The following is a 17,522-nucleotide window of genomic DNA, read 5'->3' on the forward strand; positions in this document are numbered from 1 at the left end:
GACACTTCAGTCGGCCGGATGGTTGAGTGGCGACGGAAAAATGCCGCGGACAGCACTCGGGCCGGGAGCCTCACCAGGTGTTGCGGACCTTGGCCATGATGAACGGCGACAGTGGGGTCGTCACTGCCTGGCGGTTTCGGCCGTCTCCTTGATGTGCGCGTTCCGCAGCAGGATCAGCTTGGTCATGTAACGCCGCAGGACGAGAGCGTCGGCGAGAGTGCCCAGTGGACCGGCGGGCGCGGCGAAGTCGACGACGTCTTTCATGAGGGTCGCCTCGACGCCGCTGCCGCCGTCGTGTGCCGGTTCGAAGCTGTGCGCGTGACGCCAATACCGGAACGGGCCGCTCACCTGTTCGTCGACAAAGTACGACGGGCGGATGTGGGCACTGATCGTCGAGGTCAGCTGCCAGGTGAAGCCGAAGTGCCGCGCCCGCCACGTGACCTGGTCACCCAGGGAGAGCTGTCCGGAAGTGACCCCGGCGACCGCACGCTCGCGCGAGCCGCGCATGGAGGAGGCGTGCAGCTCGACCGACAAGGACGCATCGAAGACGACCGACGGCGGCGCGAGGACCAGGGTGGCCACCTCGAAACGGGACATGCGCGGATCTTAGCCATCACGTCGAAGGCGCAGGGACGTACCCGGAGAGCTTCCCCTCCGGACGCCTCACGGTGGAGGTTCTTCCTACCCGGGGGAAGGATCCTCCGCTCTGGAGGAGAAATAGCACCCCGTGCCATGCCGATCATTTGAGCCGCGAGGAACCTTCGCCCGTCGACCGCACCACGGAGTTCAGCGTGGAGAGAGCGCCCGTCGCGCTGAATGGATCAGGTTGTGGGCATCGGCACCGGACTCGGCCAGGGCCTTGGATCGTCGCTATCGAGGCCGCGCCACTATGCGCGCCGAACCTCTGGACATTTCCGACGTTCCCAGGGGGTCCAGTCCGGCCCGCGTCCTTGCCGGTGCTGTAGTCGGCGGCGACCCGATCCTCGGGCGCCTTGCGAAACGCACCCAAACCTCCGCAAGCCGGCCTTATGAACGCCCGTCGTGCACTCGGCCCACTAGCCAAGGTAACCGCGAACCCCGCTGGCGCTCCGGCGAGCGCAGCGAGCGGGGGTTTGCGGGGGATCGAAAGGGGCGGCAGCCCCCTTGGGAGGCGCTGCCTGAGCGCTCGCTTGGCGCGTAGCGCCTCCCAAGGTGAAGGCCGTGCCTCAGGGCCAGTCGAGGGCCGGGCGGAGGGGGATGCTGGAGCGGCCGTTCTTGTCGAGCTTCACGCCCAGCACCTGGTGCAGCTGGACCTTGTTGCGCTCGAAGCCCACGATGCAGCCCGCCATGTACAGGGCCCACACCCGGGCCGTGCCCATGCCGACCTCCTCGACCGCGTCCGACCAGTTGGCGTCGAGGTTGTCGCACCAGTGGCGCAGCGTCTTGGCGTAGTGCTCGCGCAGGTTCTCCTCGTGGCGGATCTCGAAGCCGGTGTCCTCCATCTGCCTGACCAGCCAGCCGACCGACTCCAGCTCGCCGTCGGGGAAGACGTACCGGTTGATGAAGCCGCCCTTGTTGAACGTCTTCTCCTTGCCGGTCGGCCGCGTGATGCAGTGGTTGAGGATCCGGCCGCCCGGCTTGAGCTTGCCGTACAGGAACTCGAAGTACGACGGGACGTTGTCCTTGCCGATGTGCTCGGTGAGGCCGATCGAGCTGACCGCGTCGAAGTTCGACTCCTTGACGTCGCGATAGTCCATGAAGCGGACCTCCGCCAGGTCCTGCAGGCCGGCTTCCGCGATGGCCTTCTGGGCCCATTCGGCCTGCTGGCGGCTCAGCGTCACGCCGAGGGCCTTGACGCCGTAGTGCTTGGCGGCGTGCATGACCATCCCGCCCCAGCCGCAGCCGACGTCCAGCAGGCGCATTCCCGGCTTGAGGTCGAGCTTGCGGGCCACCAGGTCGAACTTGGCGTACTGGGCCTCCTCGAGCGTCGACTCCTCCGAGGGGAAGACGGCGCACGTGTACGCCATGGACGGCCCCAGGACCCACTCGTAGAAGCGGTTGGAGACGTCGTAGTGGTGGTGGATGGCCTCGGCGTCACGCTGCTTGGCGTGACGGGAGCCCAGCCTGGCCAGGGCGCTCTGCCGCATCTCCTGTGGTGGTGGTGGCACCCGCATGAGGAGTGGTTTGACGCCCAGGGCGCGGACCGCGGCGATCTTCTCTTGGGTGGTCAGGTCGTTGGTGGTGATGTTCCACATGCGGTCGAGCAGTGCGTACATGTCGCCGTGTACGTCGATGTGGCCGGAGATGTACGCCCTTGCCAGGCCCAGCTCGCCGGGTGCCTGCGCCAGATAGGCGACCGCGATCGGCGACTTGACCTCGATGCTCAGGTCGGACCCGTCCGGACCTGCCTTGCTGCCGTCGTACGCCTGGAACGCGACGTTCGCTTCCGAGCCGACGATTTTCTCAAAGATGGTTGCCAGCGCCACAGCTCACCTTCCCGCTACACATTTTTCGTAGAGGTCAAGCAGGCGACCGTTCGGATCGTATTCCCGCTTGACAGGCCAGTAGGCGTCGCCGTTGTACAGCTGCCAGAACTGCTCGCGCGCGTAGAACGAGGTCGAGTAGAGCGACTTGTGACCGTCGAGCTCGTGCACTTCGCGCTCGATCAGCCGGTTGTAGTAGCCGTCGAACTGCCCCCGCGGCAACGGCACCATGCCCCAGAATCCGAAGTTGACGTAGAGCCTGCCCGGCTCCAGAGGGTAGAGCGGCCAGCGCGAGTTCGAGCGCAGCGGGCACATCCACACCGGTGTCATGCCCACCTTGTCGTGGAAGAACTCCAGGAACTCCGCCCCCCGCTCGACCGGAGCCTCGACGTCCTGGATCACGGACTCCTGCACGGGCTGGTCGCGCCACCTGTCGACGCGGGCGGTGACCCCGTACTTCCTGTCCAGCGCCACCAGGCGGCGGTAGACGTCGGAACGCATCCAGCGGCGCGGCATGAGGGAGCGCACGACGGGCTGCTGCACGCCGAACGCCCGCGAGCACCAGAACCAGTCGGTGTCCCAGCGCCACAGGTAGTCGCGCACGGTCAGCCAGTCGCGGTTGCGCTGCCTGATCGACTGGTAGTAGATGCGCATCCCCGTGTAGTCCGAGGCATAAGGGGCACGCTCGGCGAACCGGCCGACCGTGATGTACATCTCCCCCGGGTTGAAGTAGACGCCGTCGACGAAGTCGACGCTCTCCCCGTCGTGCACCATGCTGTCGCAGATCTCCTGCAGGGCCAGCATGCACTTGGCCGCGTCCGTGAACTTGACGTGCGTGAGATGCACGTACGGCTGGACCTTGCGGAGCTTGATCCGGATGCGCAGCGCGTAGCCCAGCGTGCCGTAGGAGTTGGGGAACGCGCGGAAGAGCTCCCGGTGCTCGTTGTCCTCGCGGGCCACGACGACGCGCCCGTCACCGGTGAGGATCTCGAGCTCCTCCACCGACTCGTGCGGCAGGCCGTCCCGGAAGCTCGTGGACTCGATGCCGAGCCCGGTCACGGCGCCGCCCAGCGTGATCGTCTTGAGCTGCGGCACCACGTACGGCATGAGCCCGTACGGCAAGGTGGCGTCCACCAGGTGCTCGTACGTCGTCATGCCCTGGACCTCGGCCGTCATGGTCTCGGGGTCGACGCTGATGACCTCGTCGAGATCCCTCGCCGAGAGCTTGGCCGTCCTGCCGCCGTCGCGGAACCTGAAGAGGTTGGACGTGGACTTGGCCAGGCGCGGGGCGGCACCGCCCGGGATCTCGGCGTACGACTGCCGGATCTGCTCTACTGCCCGTTGGTGTGTCGACATCTTCGTCGGCACGGCAAGCACCCCCTTGAGCTGGTAGAGATCGTCCGTAAGACGGTATCTCCCGTGAGCGACCTCGAATAGACCGGGGTCGTTAAAGACACGAAAACTGTTCATAGTGACAGGTGAAATGCCTACGTGGTAGGCGATTGCGTAAACTTTCTGAAGATCACGGAGCTTACGCCGTTAAGCACGTTATGCACCTCGCGGCCCTCGACGGCGGCGGTGAGGTTGTCCAGCGTTGCCGTGAGCAGCCGGCCCGTGGCCTCGGGCGTGACGCCCGCGACGTGCGGCGACAGCAGGACGTTCGGGAGGTCCCTCAGCGGGTCGTCCGCCGGCAGCGGCTCCACGTCGAAGACGTCGAGCGCCGCGCCGCCCAGGCGCCCCTCGCGCAGGGCCGTGACGAGCGCCTGCTGGTCCACGACGCCACCCCGCGCGGCGTTGACGAGCAGGGCGCCCTGCTTCATGCGGCCGGGGTCGACGAGGCCGCGGGTCTCGTCGGACAGCGCGATCACCACGACGAGCACGTCACTGGAGGAGATCAGCTCCGGCAGGTCCGCGAAGCCGGGGTCCGCGCGGGGCGTGCGGGTCCAGTAGGAGACGTGGCAGCCGAGAGCGAGGAACATCTCCGCGCAGGTGGCGCCGATCGGGCCGTACCCGACGATGCCGACGCGGCGCCCGCGCAGCTCGTACGGCTGCAGGCCCTGCTGCGGCCACTCACCCGCGCGTACGGCGGCGTCGGCGGCGGCCAGCTTGCGCGACAGCGAGAACGTGGCCGCCAGGCACCACTCCGAGACCGCCACCGCGCTGACGCCCGGCGTGTTGGCCAGCGGCACCCCGGCCGCCGCCAGGGCGTCGAGGTCATGGCCGTCCACACCCACGGACGGCTGCTGCACGAACGCCAGCAGGGGCGCGGCCTTGACCGCCTCGGCGTCCATCGCGAGCGTGCCCGTCCAGTCGCCGAGCACGATCTCCGCCTCCGGCAGCGCGGCCAGGAGCGCGTCCCTGTCGCGGGCGGCCGGCACGCGTACGGTCACCTGGTCGCCCAGCGGGGCGAGCAGGTGGCGCAGGAGCTCTTCGGGGAGCGGGGGCAGAGCGAGCAGGTTCCAGGGGCTCATGCCCCCACAGTAAAGCTGCTGATCACCTGCCGCATCAGTCCTCTGTTACGCGTCCACTGGGCCTCGTCGACCGTCCAGGACAGGACGTACGCCGTGTCGCCGATCGCGACGGCCCGGCGGATCTCGTGGTACCGGGTGCCCGGCGTGGCCCACGGGGCGTCGCCCCCGGTGCCCGCGGTCCAGGAGAACTCCCACTCCACGGCCTTCGTGCCCTGGTGCACGACCACCCTGCGGCCGCGGTTGACGACGTTCTGGGCGTTCTGGGCGACGGTCTCCTGCGCGTCGCGCATGATCTGGTGCGGGTCGACGACGGAGTAGACGGCCTCCACCCCGAGATGCGCGCTCCGGTCCCGGCGCGTCCACTCCGTGTAGGCCTCTTTGAGAGCTCCGCGCCAGCTGGTGGGCCGCATGATGGACCAGCCGTCACGCGACCTCCACATGCGCGTGATCGGGACGGCCCTGGTCACGCTGGGCGTCGGAGTGGGTGTCGTGCTCGGCTCAGGCGTGTCCGTGGCCGCCGGCGTGAGCGGGCGGGTCGCGGCGGCCGGCTGAGCGGTCTGCCGCGGGGCGCCCTCCGCCGGGGACGCGAGCTTGAAGTACGCCACCGAGCCGCCCGCGATCACCAGGACCGCCGCCGCGGCCGCCGCGAGCACGGCACGGCCCCGGCCGCCGCCCGGTTTCCGCTCCGGCACGTCCCGGTCGGCGCTCGCGGGCTTGGCCGTGAGGATGGCCTGGAGCAGCCGCTCGGCCTCCGCGGCGTCGACCCGCTGCTCCGGCTCCTTCTTCAGCAGCCCGCGCAGGACCGGATGCATGATCGGCGGAATCCTGCGGTAGTCGGGCTCCTCGCTGAGCAGCGCGTTGAGCGTCGACATGGGGTCGCCCCGCTCGAACGGCGAGCGGCCCACCATGCACGCGTACAGCGTGGCACCGAGCGACCACAGGTCGGAGGGCGGTCCCGCGTGCTCGGCGCGGACCCGCTCGGGAGCGAGGAAGCTCGGCGAGCCCGTGACCATGCCGGTCTTGGTGAGCGACGCGTCACCCTCGGCGGTGGCGATGCCGAAGTCCATGAGCACGGCCCGGCCGTCCTCGGCCATCAGGATGTTGCTCGGCTTGACGTCGCGGTGCAGGATGCCCACCTCGTGGGCGGTCCGCAGCGCCGACAGCACCTGCCGGCCCAGCTCGGCCGCCTCCCGCACCGGGAGCGCGCCGGAGGTGAGCACGACCTCCTCCACCGTGGGATGGCGCAGCAGCTCCATCACGATCCACGGACGGCCGCCCTCCTCGACGACGTCGTAGATCGCGACGACGGACGGATGGCTCAGCTTGGCCGCGGTGCGGGCCTCACGGGCGGTCCGCAAAAGCTGGCGCTCCTGCTCGCCCGGCGACAGCCCGTCGGGCAGCAGCACCTCCTTTATGGCGACCTGCCGGTTGAGCAGGGTGTCCTGCCCTTCCCAGACCACGCCCATGCCCCCGCGGCCCAGTTCGCGTACTAACTGGTAGCGGGCCGCGATGAGCCGGTTGCTATCCGAAACCATGTCCTACCCCTGTTGACCACCCGAACACAGTGGGCAAGTTTCCCATACCTCCCACCTCTTCGCCGGAAGGTCGCGAAGGCCGCTTGCGATAGATCACCGAATGTTGTTCTACTGGGGGGATGCCTGAAGTTCACAACGGCCCGCTCGCCGGGGTACGCGTACTGGAGCTCGCAGGGCTCGCACCTGGGCCGTTCGCCGGGATGATGCTGGCCGACCACGGCGCCGAGGTGCTGCGCGTGGACCGGGTCAAGGCGGTCTCCGACCGGCCGCGCGGCGATGTCATGGATCGCGGGAAGCGCACGATCGGGCTGGACCTGAAGTCCCCCGAAGGCGTGGCCGCATTCAAGGAGCTGGCGCGGCACGCCGACGTCGTGATCGAGGTGTTCCGCCCGGGAGTGGCCGAGCGGCTCGGCATCGGCCCCGACGACCTCCACGCGGTGAACGAACGGCTGATCTACGGCCGGATGACCGGCTGGGGCCAGGACGGGCCGCTCGCGTCCACGGCCGGCCACGACATCGACTACGTCGCGATCTCCGGCGTCCTGTCGATGCTGGGGCGCGAGGGCGGCCCGCCGACCCCGCCGATCAACATCCTCGGCGACTTCGCCGGCGGCGGGCTGATGCTGGCGTACGGGGTGCTGCTGGCCCTGTTCGAGCGCGAGCGCACGGGCAAGGGGCGGGTGATCGACGCGGCCATGGTGGACGGGGCGGCGATCCTGTTCTCGATGTTCTACCAGGCGGCGCAGAGCGGCTACTGGGGGCCGCGCGGCACGAACCTGCTCGACACCGGCGCCCCGCAGTACGACACGTACGAGACGGCCGACGGCGAGTTCGTCGCTGTGGGCTCGCTGGAGCCGCAGTTCTGGGACGCGATGGTGAGCCTGATGGGGCTGGCCGACCTGCCCGACAGGAACGACAGGACGCAGTGGCCCGCGCTGAAGGCCCGCCTGGCCGAGGAGTTCGGGAAGCGCACGCGGGCCGAGTGGGAGGCGCTCTTCGAGGGCTCGGACGCGTGCGTCTCGCCCGTCCTGTCCATGGCCGAGGCCCCGCACCACCCGCACAACACCGCCCGGGGCTCCTTCGTCGAGGTCGGCGGCGTCACCCAGCCGATGCCCGCGCCCCGCCTGCTCGGCGCGCCCCGGCCGGACCTCTCCCCCGCCACCCGCCTCACCGACCTTTCGGAGTGGGGGCTGTCTCAGGAGGAGGCGGACAAACTTCGCGACCAGGGGGTGCTCGCGTAGTCCTTCAGCACGATCGAGTCGTGCAGCCGCACGCCCCTGCTGCTGATCTTGGCGGCCGCCGTGGTGAGCGCGACCGGCAGGTGGTTGATCAGCCGCACCGTCGCGGCCAGCGCCCAGAGGTCGAACCGGCTGCCGGGGACGATCTTCTTGGCCGCGTTGATGGCGAACGTACGGCTGCGGCGCACGTAGTCGCCTATCTCGGCCTCGTAGGCGGGGAAGGCCCGCGTGTGGTCACCGCCGTAGGTCGCGAGCTCGCCCGCCAGAATGTACGCCCCGACGACCGCCAGGCTCGTGCTCCCGCCGACGGCCGGACCGGGGCAGTACCCGGCGTCGCCCACGAGCGTCACCCGGCCGCGTGACCAGGTGTCCATACGGAGCTGCGTGATCGAGTCGAAGTAGAAGGCCGGCGTGCGGTCCAGCTCCTCCAGCAGCCGCGGCACCTCCCAGCCCATCCCCTCGAAGTGCTCGCGCAGCAGCTCCTTCTGCCGGGGGACGTCGCGGTGGTGGTAGTCGAGCTGCCGCGGCGTCCTGAACAGGAACAACGCCCGCGCGTCGCCCATGTCCACGGTGCCGATCCCGGCCATCCGGCCCGCCCCCGCGATGACCTCCGTCCGGCCGTCGAGCCCGAGGTAGTTGGGCACCGAGACGACGGCCAGATAGGCGCCGATCCACGTGGCGTAGTCCGACTCGGGGCCGAAGACCAGGCGGCGGACGTTCGAGTGCAGGCCGTCGGCGCCGATGACCAGGTCGAACGTGTCCGTCCTGCCGCTGTCGAAGGTGACCTCGCCGTCGTCGGAGATCGAGGCGATCGAGTCGCCGAAGACGTAGTCGACGTCGCCCCTGGTGGCGTCGTAGATGATCTCGCTCAGATCGTCGCGCATGATCTCGACGTGCCGGTCGGAGACGGCGCTCATCACGCGGCGCAGCTCCACCTCGATGGGCCGCGACTCGCCCTCCCGGTGCATCGTGAGCCGCTCGATGCCGGTCTTCTTGGCCATGACCTGCTCCAGCAGGCCCATCTTCTCGACGATGTCCATCGCCGGCCTGAACAGGTCGACGGCGTGGCCGCCGGTCTTCCTGAGCGCCGCGGCCCGTTCCACGACGGTGACGGTGGAGCCGTACCTGGTGAGCCAGTACGCGAGAGCCGGGCCCGCGACGCTCGCTCCCGAGATGAGGATCCGCATGACCGCCTCCTTACTTAACGATAGGTAAGTGCCAGGCTATCAGCTTACTTAACGATAGGTAAGGGGTATCCTTCAGCCATGCCCAGTGACACGAGGACGCGCATCCAGGAGGTGGCCCGCGAGCTGTTCGTCTCCCAGGGCGTTCAGAACACGAGCCTGCGCCAGATCTCAGACCGCCTGGGCATCACCAAGCCCGCGCTCTACTACCACTTCGCCTCGCGCGACGACCTCGTCCGCAGCATCGTGCAGCCGATGGTGGAGGACATCGAGCGGTTCGTCGCGACGCGTCAGCCCGGCGACGCCCGGCAGCTGCTCGACGACTACTTCGAGCTGATCTGGCGGCACCGCGAGGTGACCATGATGATGGTGCGGGAGCTGTCCGTGCTGGGCTTCCTCGACCTGGGCACCCGCATGTTCGACTGGCGGCGGCGGATCATCACGCTGCTGCTGGGCCCGGAGCTCACACAGGCGCAGCACATCCGGGCGACGGTGGCGCTGGGCGGCATGTCCGACTGCTCGGTGGAATACGCGAACCTGCCGGTCGAAGAGGTCAAGCCGGCGGCCGTCGAGGCGGCGGCCGCCGCGCTCGGTCTCTAGATGGCCAGGTAGAGGTCCACGCCGTCCGGGTGGTGGACCTCGAGGTCAGTGGTGAACGCGCGGGACGGCGTACCCCCTGACTCGGTGTGCTTCCACACCTGCTGCCACATGTCGGCGAGGGCCTGCGGCATCGGGCCGCGGACCTCCACCCGCATCGACGGGACCGCCGGCACGCGCACGGCCACCATGCCCTCCGGCAGCCGCGGCACGGTGCGCACGCCGGTGCCCACGATCTGCGTGTACGCGCCGTGATGGTCGCTCTCGTAGTCGGTCAGCACCGCGTACAGGTTCTCGTCCACGCGCCCCGGCACGTGCGCGAACGCCCCCGGAGCGCCGGCCCGCTGCCACAGTACGGGCAGCTTCGCCCGCGACGGATCCATCTCGTCTGCATTCGTGGTGCGTACGGCGAAGCCGACCACGATCAGTTCGCCCCGTTCGGTGACGTCCACAGGGCCCTCCCTCCCCCAAAAGTGTCCCGGCCGATCATAAGCCCCATCCAACGGGGGAAACCCCTCAATGTGCGGTCACCGCATAAGATGAATGAACGTGAAGTTTCTCAACGACCTCGAGCCTCATTACGACCTGACCTATAGCGACGTGTTCATGGTGCCGTCGCGATCCGCGGTCGGTTCGCGGCTCGCAGTCGACCTGTCGACGAACGACGGCACGGGCACCACCATTCCCGTCGTCGTGGCGAACATGACCGCGGTCGCCGGCCGGCGCATGGCCGAGACCGTGGCACGGCGGGGCGGCATCGCCGTGATCCCGCAGGACATTCCGCAGGACGTCGTGACCGACGTCGTCGACTGGGTCAAGAAACGCGACCTCGTACACGACACGCCGCTCACGCTCACCCCCCACGACACCGTCGGCGAGGCGCTGCAGCTGCTGCCCAAGCGGGCGCACGACGCGATCATCGTGGTCGACTGGGACAACCGGCCGGTCGGGGTCGTGACCGACGCCGACTGCCAGGGCGTCGACATGTACACCCAGCTCTCGCAGGTCATGTCGAGCGAGCTGCTGACGCTGCCCGCCGGGCTGGACCCGCGCACGGCCTTCGAACGGCTGCACGGCGGCCGCCACCGGCTGGCCCCCGTCGTCGATCCCGGCGGGCGGCTGGTCGGCATCCTCACCCGCCTGGGCGCGCTGCGCGCCACCCTCTACCAGCCCGCGATCGACGCGCAGGAACGCCTGCGCATCGCGGCCGCGGTCGGCGTGAACGGCGACGTGGCCGCCAAGGCCAAGGAACTGCTCGACGCCGGGATCGACTGCCTGGTCGTGGACACCGCGCACGGCCACCAGGAGAAGATGATCTCGGCCCTGCGCGCCGTCAAGGCCCTCGACCCCGGCGTGCCCGTCGTGGCGGGCAACGTGGTGACGGCCGAGGGCGTGCGCGACCTGGTGAACGCCGGGGCCGACATCCTCAAGGTCGGGGTCGGGCCCGGCGCCATGTGCACCACGCGGATGATGACCGGGGTGGGCCGGCCGCAGTTCTCCGCCGTGCTGGAGTGCTCGGCGGAGGCCCGGCGGCTGGGCCGGCACGTGTGGGCGGACGGCGGGGTACGCCATCCGCGCGACGTGGCGCTGGCGCTGGCCGCGGGGGCGTCCAACGTGATGATCGGCTCATGGTTCGCGGGGACGTACGAGTCGCCCGGCGACACCCACACCGATGCGAACGGGCGCAAGTACAAGGAGAACTTCGGCATGGCCTCCGCGCGGGCCGTGCGGCTGCGGACGGCCGACGACTCGGCGTTCGAGCGGGCCAGGAAGGCGCTGTTCGAGGAGGGCATCTCGACCTCCCGCATGTATCTGGACCCGAAGCGGCCGAGCGTGGAGGACCAGATCGACGGCATCGTGGCGGGGCTGCGGTCGGCGTGCACGTACACGGGGGCGTCGAACCTGGAGGAGTTCCACGCGCAGGCCGTGGTCGGGATCCAGAGCTCGTCCGGGTACGCCGAGGGGATGCCGCTGCACCAGAGCTGGTGACTTGTGCGTTCTTGACTTCGGCTGCTTCGGCTTCGGCTTCAGCTGCTTCGGGCCTCGGCTGCTTCGGGCCTCGGCTGCTTCGGGCCTCGGCTGCTTCGGGCCTCGGCTGCTTCGGGCCTCGGCTGCTTCAGGCTTCGGCTGCTTCAGGCTTCGGCTGCTTCAGGTTCGGCGCCAGCCGCCGGCGGCGTGGATGCCGCCGTCCACGTGCAACGTCGCTCCCGTGACGAACCTGGCCAGGTCGCTGGCCAGGAACACGGCCGCGCCGGCGGCCTCCTCCGGGCCGCCCAGCCGGCCGAGCGGCGGGACGCGTACCGGCTCGTAGGGCAAGGGGCGGGCCAGCATGCGCTCGCGCACCCCCGACTCGCCCTCGGTCCGCAGCGCGTCGGGCGCGATCGCGTTCACCCGGATGCCCCTGGGGGCGAGTTCCAGGGCGAGCGTCTTCGTCAGGCTCTCCAGACCGGCCTTCATCGCCGCGTACACCGCGAACCCCGGAGCCGCCTGGTGGGCCTCGCTCGAGGTCACGTTGATGATCGACGCGCCCGGCGACATCATCGGCAGCAGCCGCCTGATCATGCCGGTGACCTGCGTGAAGTTCTCCTCGACGAGGATCTGCTCGCCGCGCGGCGAGGTGTCGGCGAACGCCGCGTGGAAGGTGCCGCCCGCGTTGTTGACCAGGATGTCCACCCGGCCCCACCGCTCACGGATGGCCTGGGCGAAGATCTCCACCGCCACGTGGTCGCGTACGTCGAGCTTCATCGCCAGCTCGGCCCGCGGCTTGTCGCGGTCGCACACCGCGACATGAGCGCCGAACGCGGCGAACGTCTCCGCGATCGCCAGCCCGATGCCCCTGGCCGCCCCGGTGACCACGGCGACGCGCCCGGTGAGCAGGATCCCATCCGGGGAAAGGGCGGTCATGAACGATGACGATATCCCGACCGCATAGAGTCGTCGGGTCTCATTGTCAGCAATCATCAACAGGAGCACTTCGTGGCACTCGAAAAGCCCGAGATCGACTTTCCCGAGGGCAACCCGCCCGCCGACCTGGAGATCGTCGACCTGACCGTGGGCGACGGCCCGGAGGCCAAGCCCGGCCACACCGTACGCGTCCACTACGTGGGCGTGGCCTTCTCGACCGGTGAGGAGTTCGACGCGTCGTGGAACCGCGGCGACGCGTTCGAGTTCCCGCTCGGCGCGGGCCGCGTCATCGCGGGCTGGGACCAGGGGGTCGCGGGCATGAAGGTCGGCGGGCGGCGCAAGCTCGTCATCCCGCCGCATCTCGGTTACGGCAGCCGGGGGGCCGGCGCGCGCATCAAGCCGAACGAGACGCTCATCTTCGTCGTCGACCTGCTCGGCGTCAGCTAGCACCTCCCCGGGGCGGGTCACTTGACCCAAAACGGCCCGCCCCACCCCTCCCCAACCCGACACCCCACTTGTGTCCAGCCCGACACCCACCCCTTCCAGACCCGACGCTCCTCCTCACACTGACCGCCCGCCCGGACCCGACGCCCCCACACCACCCACCCCACCCCGCCCGCACCCGACGCCCCCACACCACCCACCGCCACCACTTCCGGACCCGACGCCCCCCACCCACCCTCTCGGGACCCGACGCTCCTCCCCACGCCCCCAGCCCGGACCCGGCGTCCCCACACCACTCACCCCGCCCCGTCCGAACCTGACGCCCCCACACCCACCCTCCCGGGACCCGACGCTCCTCCCCACGCCGCCAGCCCGGACCCGGCGTCCCCACACCACTCACCCCGCCCCGTCCGAACCTGACGCCTCCACACTCAGCCACCCCACCCCCTCCGGACCCGCCGCTCCTCCCCACGCTGGCCGCCCGCCCGGACCCGACGCCCCCACACCACCCACCCCCACCCCGCCCGGACCCGCGCCCCCCCGCCTCGCCCCTTCGGATCGACACCCCCGCGCGCCTGCTCCGCCTTTCCGGACCGACGCGCCCACGCGCCCTGCGCCGCCCTTCCGGACCGACGCCCCGCTCCCTCCCGCCCGTCTTTCCCGACCGACGTCCCCCACGCGCTCTGCCCCGCCTTGCCCCGATACGCCGGCCCACCCCGCTACGGCGATCGCCCCTTCAACGCGACAGTCGCCCTGGCGCATGTACCGACGTGACACCGCATCACCCTCGCCCTCCCGAAACGAGAGGCCCCACCCGCGAACCCGTGTGCCCCCGCCCGAGAAGCCCCAAATAAGGGCCCTATACGCGGCACCCATATAAGAAACCCACGCGATGATCCCAAAAGGGAGCAACCGCACGAGGGGCCGTGCCGGGAACAAGGCAGACACTTGGCCGATATCGGGTGGGGAAATGTCGGCACCATAAGGCAACATAGGCGTGTGCTTCTGATCGACGTGGTCCGGGTTTCCGAGGCGGTGGCGCGCACGTCCGCTCGGCTCGGCAAGGTGGGCCATCTGGCGGAGCTGCTGGGCCGGGTCGGCCCGGAGGAGGCGGAGATCGCGATCTCGTACCTCTCGGGCGAGCTGCCCCAGCGGCAGGTGGGCGTGGGCTGGCGCACGTTGGAGGACATCCCCCAGCCCAAGCTGGCCGCCACCGCCACCCTGACCGCGGTCGACGAGCTGCTGAGCAGGATCAAGGCGGTTTCCGGGCCGGGCTCGCAGGCCGCGCGCAAGGCGCTGGTGGCCGAGCTGTTCGCGGGGCTGACGAGCCAGGAGCAGCAGTTCATGCGGCGGCTGCTGTTCGGTGAGCTGCGGCAGGGCGCGCTCGACGGCGTCATGATCGAGGCGGTGGCCAAGGCGTCCGGCGCGCCGTCGGCCGATGTGCGCCGCGCGCTCACGCTGCGCGGCTGGCTTCCCGCCGTCGGCGCGGCCGCGTTGAGCGGCGGGGTAGAGGCGCTGCGCGCGTTCCGGCTGCAGGTGGGACAGGCGGTCTCGCCCATGCTGGCGGGCAGCGCGCCCAACGTCGCCGCCGCGCTGGAGAAGGCCGGCGCCCCCGCGGCGCTGGAGTGGAAGCTCGACGGCATGCGGGTGCAGGCCCACCGTTCGGGCTCTGAGGTCAAGGTTTTCACGCGTACGCTCGACGACATCACGCCGCAGGTTCCCGAGCTGGTCGAGGCCGTGCTCGACATGCCGTACGACGATCTCGTGCTGGACGGCGAGGTGCTCGCGCTGCGTCCTGACGGGCGGCCGCACCCGTTCCAGGTGACGGCGAGCCGCGCGACCAGCAAGACCAACGTCGCCCAGCTGCGCGAGCAGACGCCGCTGAGCGTGTTCTTCTTCGACGCCCTACGGGTGGACGGCGCCGACCTGCTTGACCTGCCCTATTCACAACGCCAGGAGGCCCTCGCCCGCGCGGTCCCCCAGGGGCTGCTGACGCCGCGGCTGGTGACGGGTGACGTGGCCGAGGCGGAGAAGTTCTTCACCGATGTGGTCAAGGCGGGCCACGAAGGCCTGGTGGTCAAGTCCCTGGCCTCCCCTTATGCGGCGGGCCGCCGGGGCGCCGCATGGATCAAGGTCAAGCCGCGTCACACGCTCGACCTGGTGGTCCTGGCCGCCGAATGGGGTCATGGGCGGCGCGAGGGCAAGCTCTCCAACCTCCACCTCGGAGCGCGTGACCCTTCGGGCGGGTTCGTGATGCTCGGCAAGACGTTCAAGGGCCTGACGGACGAACTGCTGGCCTGGCAGACCGAGCGCTTCCTCGAGCTGGCCGAGGGGCCCACCGACAACTGGACGGTCACGCTGCGGCCGGAGCTGGTGGTGGAGATCGCCTTCGACGGGGTCCAGCGCTCCCCCCGCTATCCCGGCGGCATGGCCCTCCGTTTCGCCCGGGTCCTGCGCTACCGCCCGGACAAGCGCGTCGAGGACGCCGACACGGTCGACACCGTGCGCTCTCTGATGCTGTAGCCGGGCCTGCCTGAAATCAGCAAGCCGCAAACCGTCAAGAACAAAAACACCCACGAGTGACGGCTTGATCACCAGGCGCTCGGCCCATCACCCACCCAGCTCGGCCGATCACCACACCCACGTCGGCCCATCACCCACCCACCGCCGCCGATCACCACACCCACCTCGGCCCGTCCCCCACCCAGCTCGGCCTATCACCACACCCACCTCGGCCCATCACTCAACCAGCTCGGCCTATCACCACCCGGCTCCGCCTATCACCCACCCGAGCTGCGCCATTTGCCGATCAAGCCTGCTTTCTCGCGTTTCCCGGAGCCCCAAAGATCCATAGCGCACCTGGGCGTTCTTAGCAATCTTGTGGCTTAAGTGAGATATGTCACTGACTGTCGCATTAAGTTGCCTTTACTCGGGCTTTGTCGCATATGTTCGTCCTCACTGCGCGGGATCCCCCTCCCCGCCTACGGATCGGCCGCCGTGCGCCCTCCACCCCCTCCGGCCCGGCCTTTCCCTGCCCTATCCCCTAGCTAGGACTGTGGTTTACCTTGGGCCAGCATTCCCTCAAGCCGACCCCTCAGTACCGCAAGCTCATCGCAGGCAAGCGCCGCTGGATCACCCTCGCGGCCGGCGCCGCCGTCGTGGCCGCCGCCTCCACCGCTGCCTGGGCCGCCATGGACACCACCGGCTCCCCCAACGACCCCTCGGCAGCTCCCACCCCACTCCAGGCCAAGCCGCTTAACGAAGCCGCTCGCCAGGCGACCCCCCAGTCGCCCTCGCCGCTCCCCAAGCCCGCGGCGGCCCGCCCGAGGCCCACCAAGTCCCCGGCGACCGCCCAGCCGAACACCACCGCCTCCCCGGCAGCGGCCTCCTCGAGCCCGGCCGCCAAGCCCACAGCGACCAAGCGCTCAACCCCCGTGACCACGTCGCCCACGCCCACGAAGGCCACCAAGTCCCCGGCCCACAAGCCGAAGACCCGCGTACTCTCATCCGGAACCTGTGGCGCCTCCTACTACGGCGACCCCCAGATGACAGCCAGCGGCGAGCGCTTCGACCCCTCGGCCATGACCGCCGCCCACAAGACCCTCCCCCTGGGCAGCAAGGTCCGCGTCACCAACCCCGGCACCGGCGAATCGGTCACGGTCCGCATCAACGACCGCGGCCCGTACGTGGGCGGCCGCTGCCTCGACCTCTCCGAAGCCGCCTTCTCCGCCATCGGCAACACCAGCGCCGGCGTCATGCGCGTCAAGTACGAGGTCCTGTCCCGCTAACCCCGCCCCCAAGGCCCTGGACCCGCGTACACCGCCCCACCCCAAGGCCCTGGACCCGCGTACGCCACCCCACCCTGGGGGCCTGCCCCACTGCCATCACCACGCCCAATGGTCCTGCCCCGCTACCGCCGCCCCGCCCCGCAGCCCCCTCACCGCATCTGAACCACGCGGCCATTCAGTGCGACGCCAGCACGGGGCGCCCGGCTCAACGGTGATGTCAGTCTCTCGCCCTGAACCCCGACCCAGCCGCCACTCCGAAAGGGCCTAACTGGATGCGGCCCCCTTGCTGGGCTGGACCAGGCCGGGCTCGTATAGATCTCGGGTGCTGGCGAGTGGAGTCACTTCACCAAGCGCAGCGTCATCGGGTAGCGGAAGTCGCCCTCCGTCAGGGACGTAATGCCACCGACGATGGAGAGGACGACGGCGGCGACCCAGATGAACGGGAGCAGCACGACACCGATGACCGTGAACGGCAGGAGAACCGTGGCTCCCACCACCGTGAGCTGGAAGTTGAGTGCCTCGAGCGCCTGCCTGCGAATGTAGGGCGAAGTCTTGGCGCCGGTGAGCAGCAGGATCAGGGGGCCGGCGATCGGGATGCCGACGACCATCAGCAGGTGGCCGACGGCGGCGGCGAGACGTTCGTTGCTCTCCGGCGCCCGCTCAGGGCGGACCGGAGGCGGGAGCGGGGCGAGCCGGGGTACGGCTTGAGCGCCGTACAGCTCGGTCATGATGGGCATCAGGTCACCGTGCGTGCGCGCCGTCATCGCGCGCTCCAGACGGTCGTCGAACTCGAGCTTGTCGAAGCGGCCCTCCGCGTAGGCGGCCTTGACGTGCTCGACCACGTGCTCTCGGTCCTGGTGGGTGACGCGCAGATGAGCTGGCTGCACCTGTCCCGGCCC

15 protein-coding genes are annotated in these 17,522 nt (G+C 69.8%); 6 read left to right on the forward strand and 9 right to left on the reverse strand.

The annotated features are described in order from the left end of the window. Positions 1-120: 120 nt before the first annotated feature. From ACWDX9_RS17895 to ACWDX9_RS17915, 5 genes are all read right to left on the reverse strand, one after another. On the reverse strand, positions 121-597 hold the full coding sequence (locus tag ACWDX9_RS17895) for an SRPBCC family protein (RefSeq protein WP_449954894.1): 477 nt from the start codon (positions 595-597) through the stop codon (positions 121-123). A gap of 608 nt (positions 598-1,205) precedes the next feature. Further along, positions 1,206-2,465, reverse strand: coding sequence for a class I SAM-dependent methyltransferase (locus tag ACWDX9_RS17900; protein ID WP_449954897.1), 1,260 nt, complete (start codon positions 2,463-2,465; stop codon positions 1,206-1,208). 3 nt (positions 2,466-2,468) lie between these two features. Further along, a complete protein-coding gene (locus ACWDX9_RS17905; protein ID WP_449954956.1) occupies positions 2,469-3,818 on the reverse strand; it encodes an FAD-binding oxidoreductase in 1,350 nt (449 codons plus the stop codon). A gap of 131 nt (positions 3,819-3,949) precedes the next feature. Then, the gene (locus tag ACWDX9_RS17910; protein WP_449954901.1) at positions 3,950-4,933 is read right to left on the reverse strand and encodes an NAD(P)-dependent oxidoreductase; all 984 of its coding nucleotides are present in this window, start codon (positions 4,931-4,933) and stop codon (positions 3,950-3,952) included. Continuing rightward, positions 4,930-6,468: a serine/threonine-protein kinase gene (locus ACWDX9_RS17915; protein WP_449954904.1), complete on the reverse strand. Its 1,539-nt coding sequence runs from the start codon at positions 6,466-6,468 to the stop codon at positions 4,930-4,932. Before ACWDX9_RS17915 ends, ACWDX9_RS17910 begins: the two co-directional genes overlap by 4 nt. A 119-nt stretch (positions 6,469-6,587) precedes the next feature. On the opposite strand from ACWDX9_RS17915, the gene ACWDX9_RS17920 reads away from it, so the two are divergent. Then, positions 6,588-7,709 (forward strand): CaiB/BaiF CoA transferase family protein, encoded by a 1,122-nt coding sequence (locus ACWDX9_RS17920; protein WP_449954907.1) that lies wholly within the window; start codon positions 6,588-6,590, stop codon positions 7,707-7,709. Here the strand turns inward: ACWDX9_RS17920 and ACWDX9_RS17925 are convergent. Then, positions 7,664-8,893: an FAD-dependent monooxygenase gene (locus ACWDX9_RS17925; RefSeq protein WP_449954910.1), complete on the reverse strand. Its 1,230-nt coding sequence runs from the start codon at positions 8,891-8,893 to the stop codon at positions 7,664-7,666. The two genes, ACWDX9_RS17920 and ACWDX9_RS17925, sit on opposite strands and share 46 nt — an antisense overlap. 78 nt (positions 8,894-8,971) lie before the next feature. On the opposite strand from ACWDX9_RS17925, the gene ACWDX9_RS17930 reads away from it, so the two are divergent. After that, entirely contained in the window at positions 8,972-9,490 is a 519-nt protein-coding gene (locus ACWDX9_RS17930) for a TetR/AcrR family transcriptional regulator (RefSeq protein WP_363966351.1), read from the forward strand. Here the strand turns inward: ACWDX9_RS17930 and ACWDX9_RS17935 are convergent. Further along, positions 9,487-9,939 carry a GyrI-like domain-containing protein gene (locus tag ACWDX9_RS17935; protein ID WP_449954912.1) on the reverse strand — a complete coding sequence of 151 codons (453 nt, stop codon included), beginning with the start codon at positions 9,937-9,939 and terminating at the stop codon, positions 9,487-9,489. The two genes, ACWDX9_RS17930 and ACWDX9_RS17935, sit on opposite strands and share 4 nt — an antisense overlap. Positions 9,940-10,036: 97 nt before the next feature. Between ACWDX9_RS17935 and ACWDX9_RS17940 the strand changes: the two genes are divergently transcribed. Further along, complete coding sequence (locus ACWDX9_RS17940; RefSeq protein ID WP_364840586.1) at positions 10,037-11,476, forward strand: GuaB1 family IMP dehydrogenase-related protein; 1,440 nt, start codon at positions 10,037-10,039, stop codon at positions 11,474-11,476. A gap of 159 nt (positions 11,477-11,635) precedes the next feature. On the opposite strand, the gene ACWDX9_RS17945 is transcribed toward ACWDX9_RS17940, so the two are convergent. Continuing rightward, positions 11,636-12,391: an SDR family NAD(P)-dependent oxidoreductase gene (locus ACWDX9_RS17945; protein WP_355204729.1), complete on the reverse strand. Its 756-nt coding sequence runs from the start codon at positions 12,389-12,391 to the stop codon at positions 11,636-11,638. Between the two features lie 72 nt (positions 12,392-12,463). Here ACWDX9_RS17945 and ACWDX9_RS17950 point away from each other — a divergent pair, with 72 nt between their 5' ends. From ACWDX9_RS17950 to ACWDX9_RS17960, 3 genes are all read left to right on the forward strand, one after another. Then, entirely contained in the window at positions 12,464-12,838 is a 375-nt protein-coding gene (locus tag ACWDX9_RS17950) for an FKBP-type peptidyl-prolyl cis-trans isomerase (protein WP_363966356.1), read from the forward strand. A 996-nt stretch (positions 12,839-13,834) separates the two neighbouring features. Further along, the gene (locus ACWDX9_RS17955; protein WP_449954918.1) at positions 13,835-15,358 is read left to right on the forward strand and encodes an ATP-dependent DNA ligase; all 1,524 of its coding nucleotides are present in this window, start codon (positions 13,835-13,837) and stop codon (positions 15,356-15,358) included. Between the two features lie 542 nt (positions 15,359-15,900). After that, entirely contained in the window at positions 15,901-16,623 is a 723-nt protein-coding gene (locus tag ACWDX9_RS17960; RefSeq protein ID WP_449954921.1) for a septal ring lytic transglycosylase RlpA family protein, read from the forward strand. Between the two features lie 338 nt (positions 16,624-16,961). Here ACWDX9_RS17960 and ACWDX9_RS17965 read toward each other — a convergent pair whose 3' ends face one another. After that, positions 16,962-17,510, reverse strand: coding sequence for a DUF4870 domain-containing protein (locus tag ACWDX9_RS17965; RefSeq protein WP_449954924.1), 549 nt, complete (start codon positions 17,508-17,510; stop codon positions 16,962-16,964). Positions 17,511-17,522: the final 12 nt, after the last annotated feature.

This window comes from Nonomuraea sp. NPDC003201, from assembly GCF_053590415.1.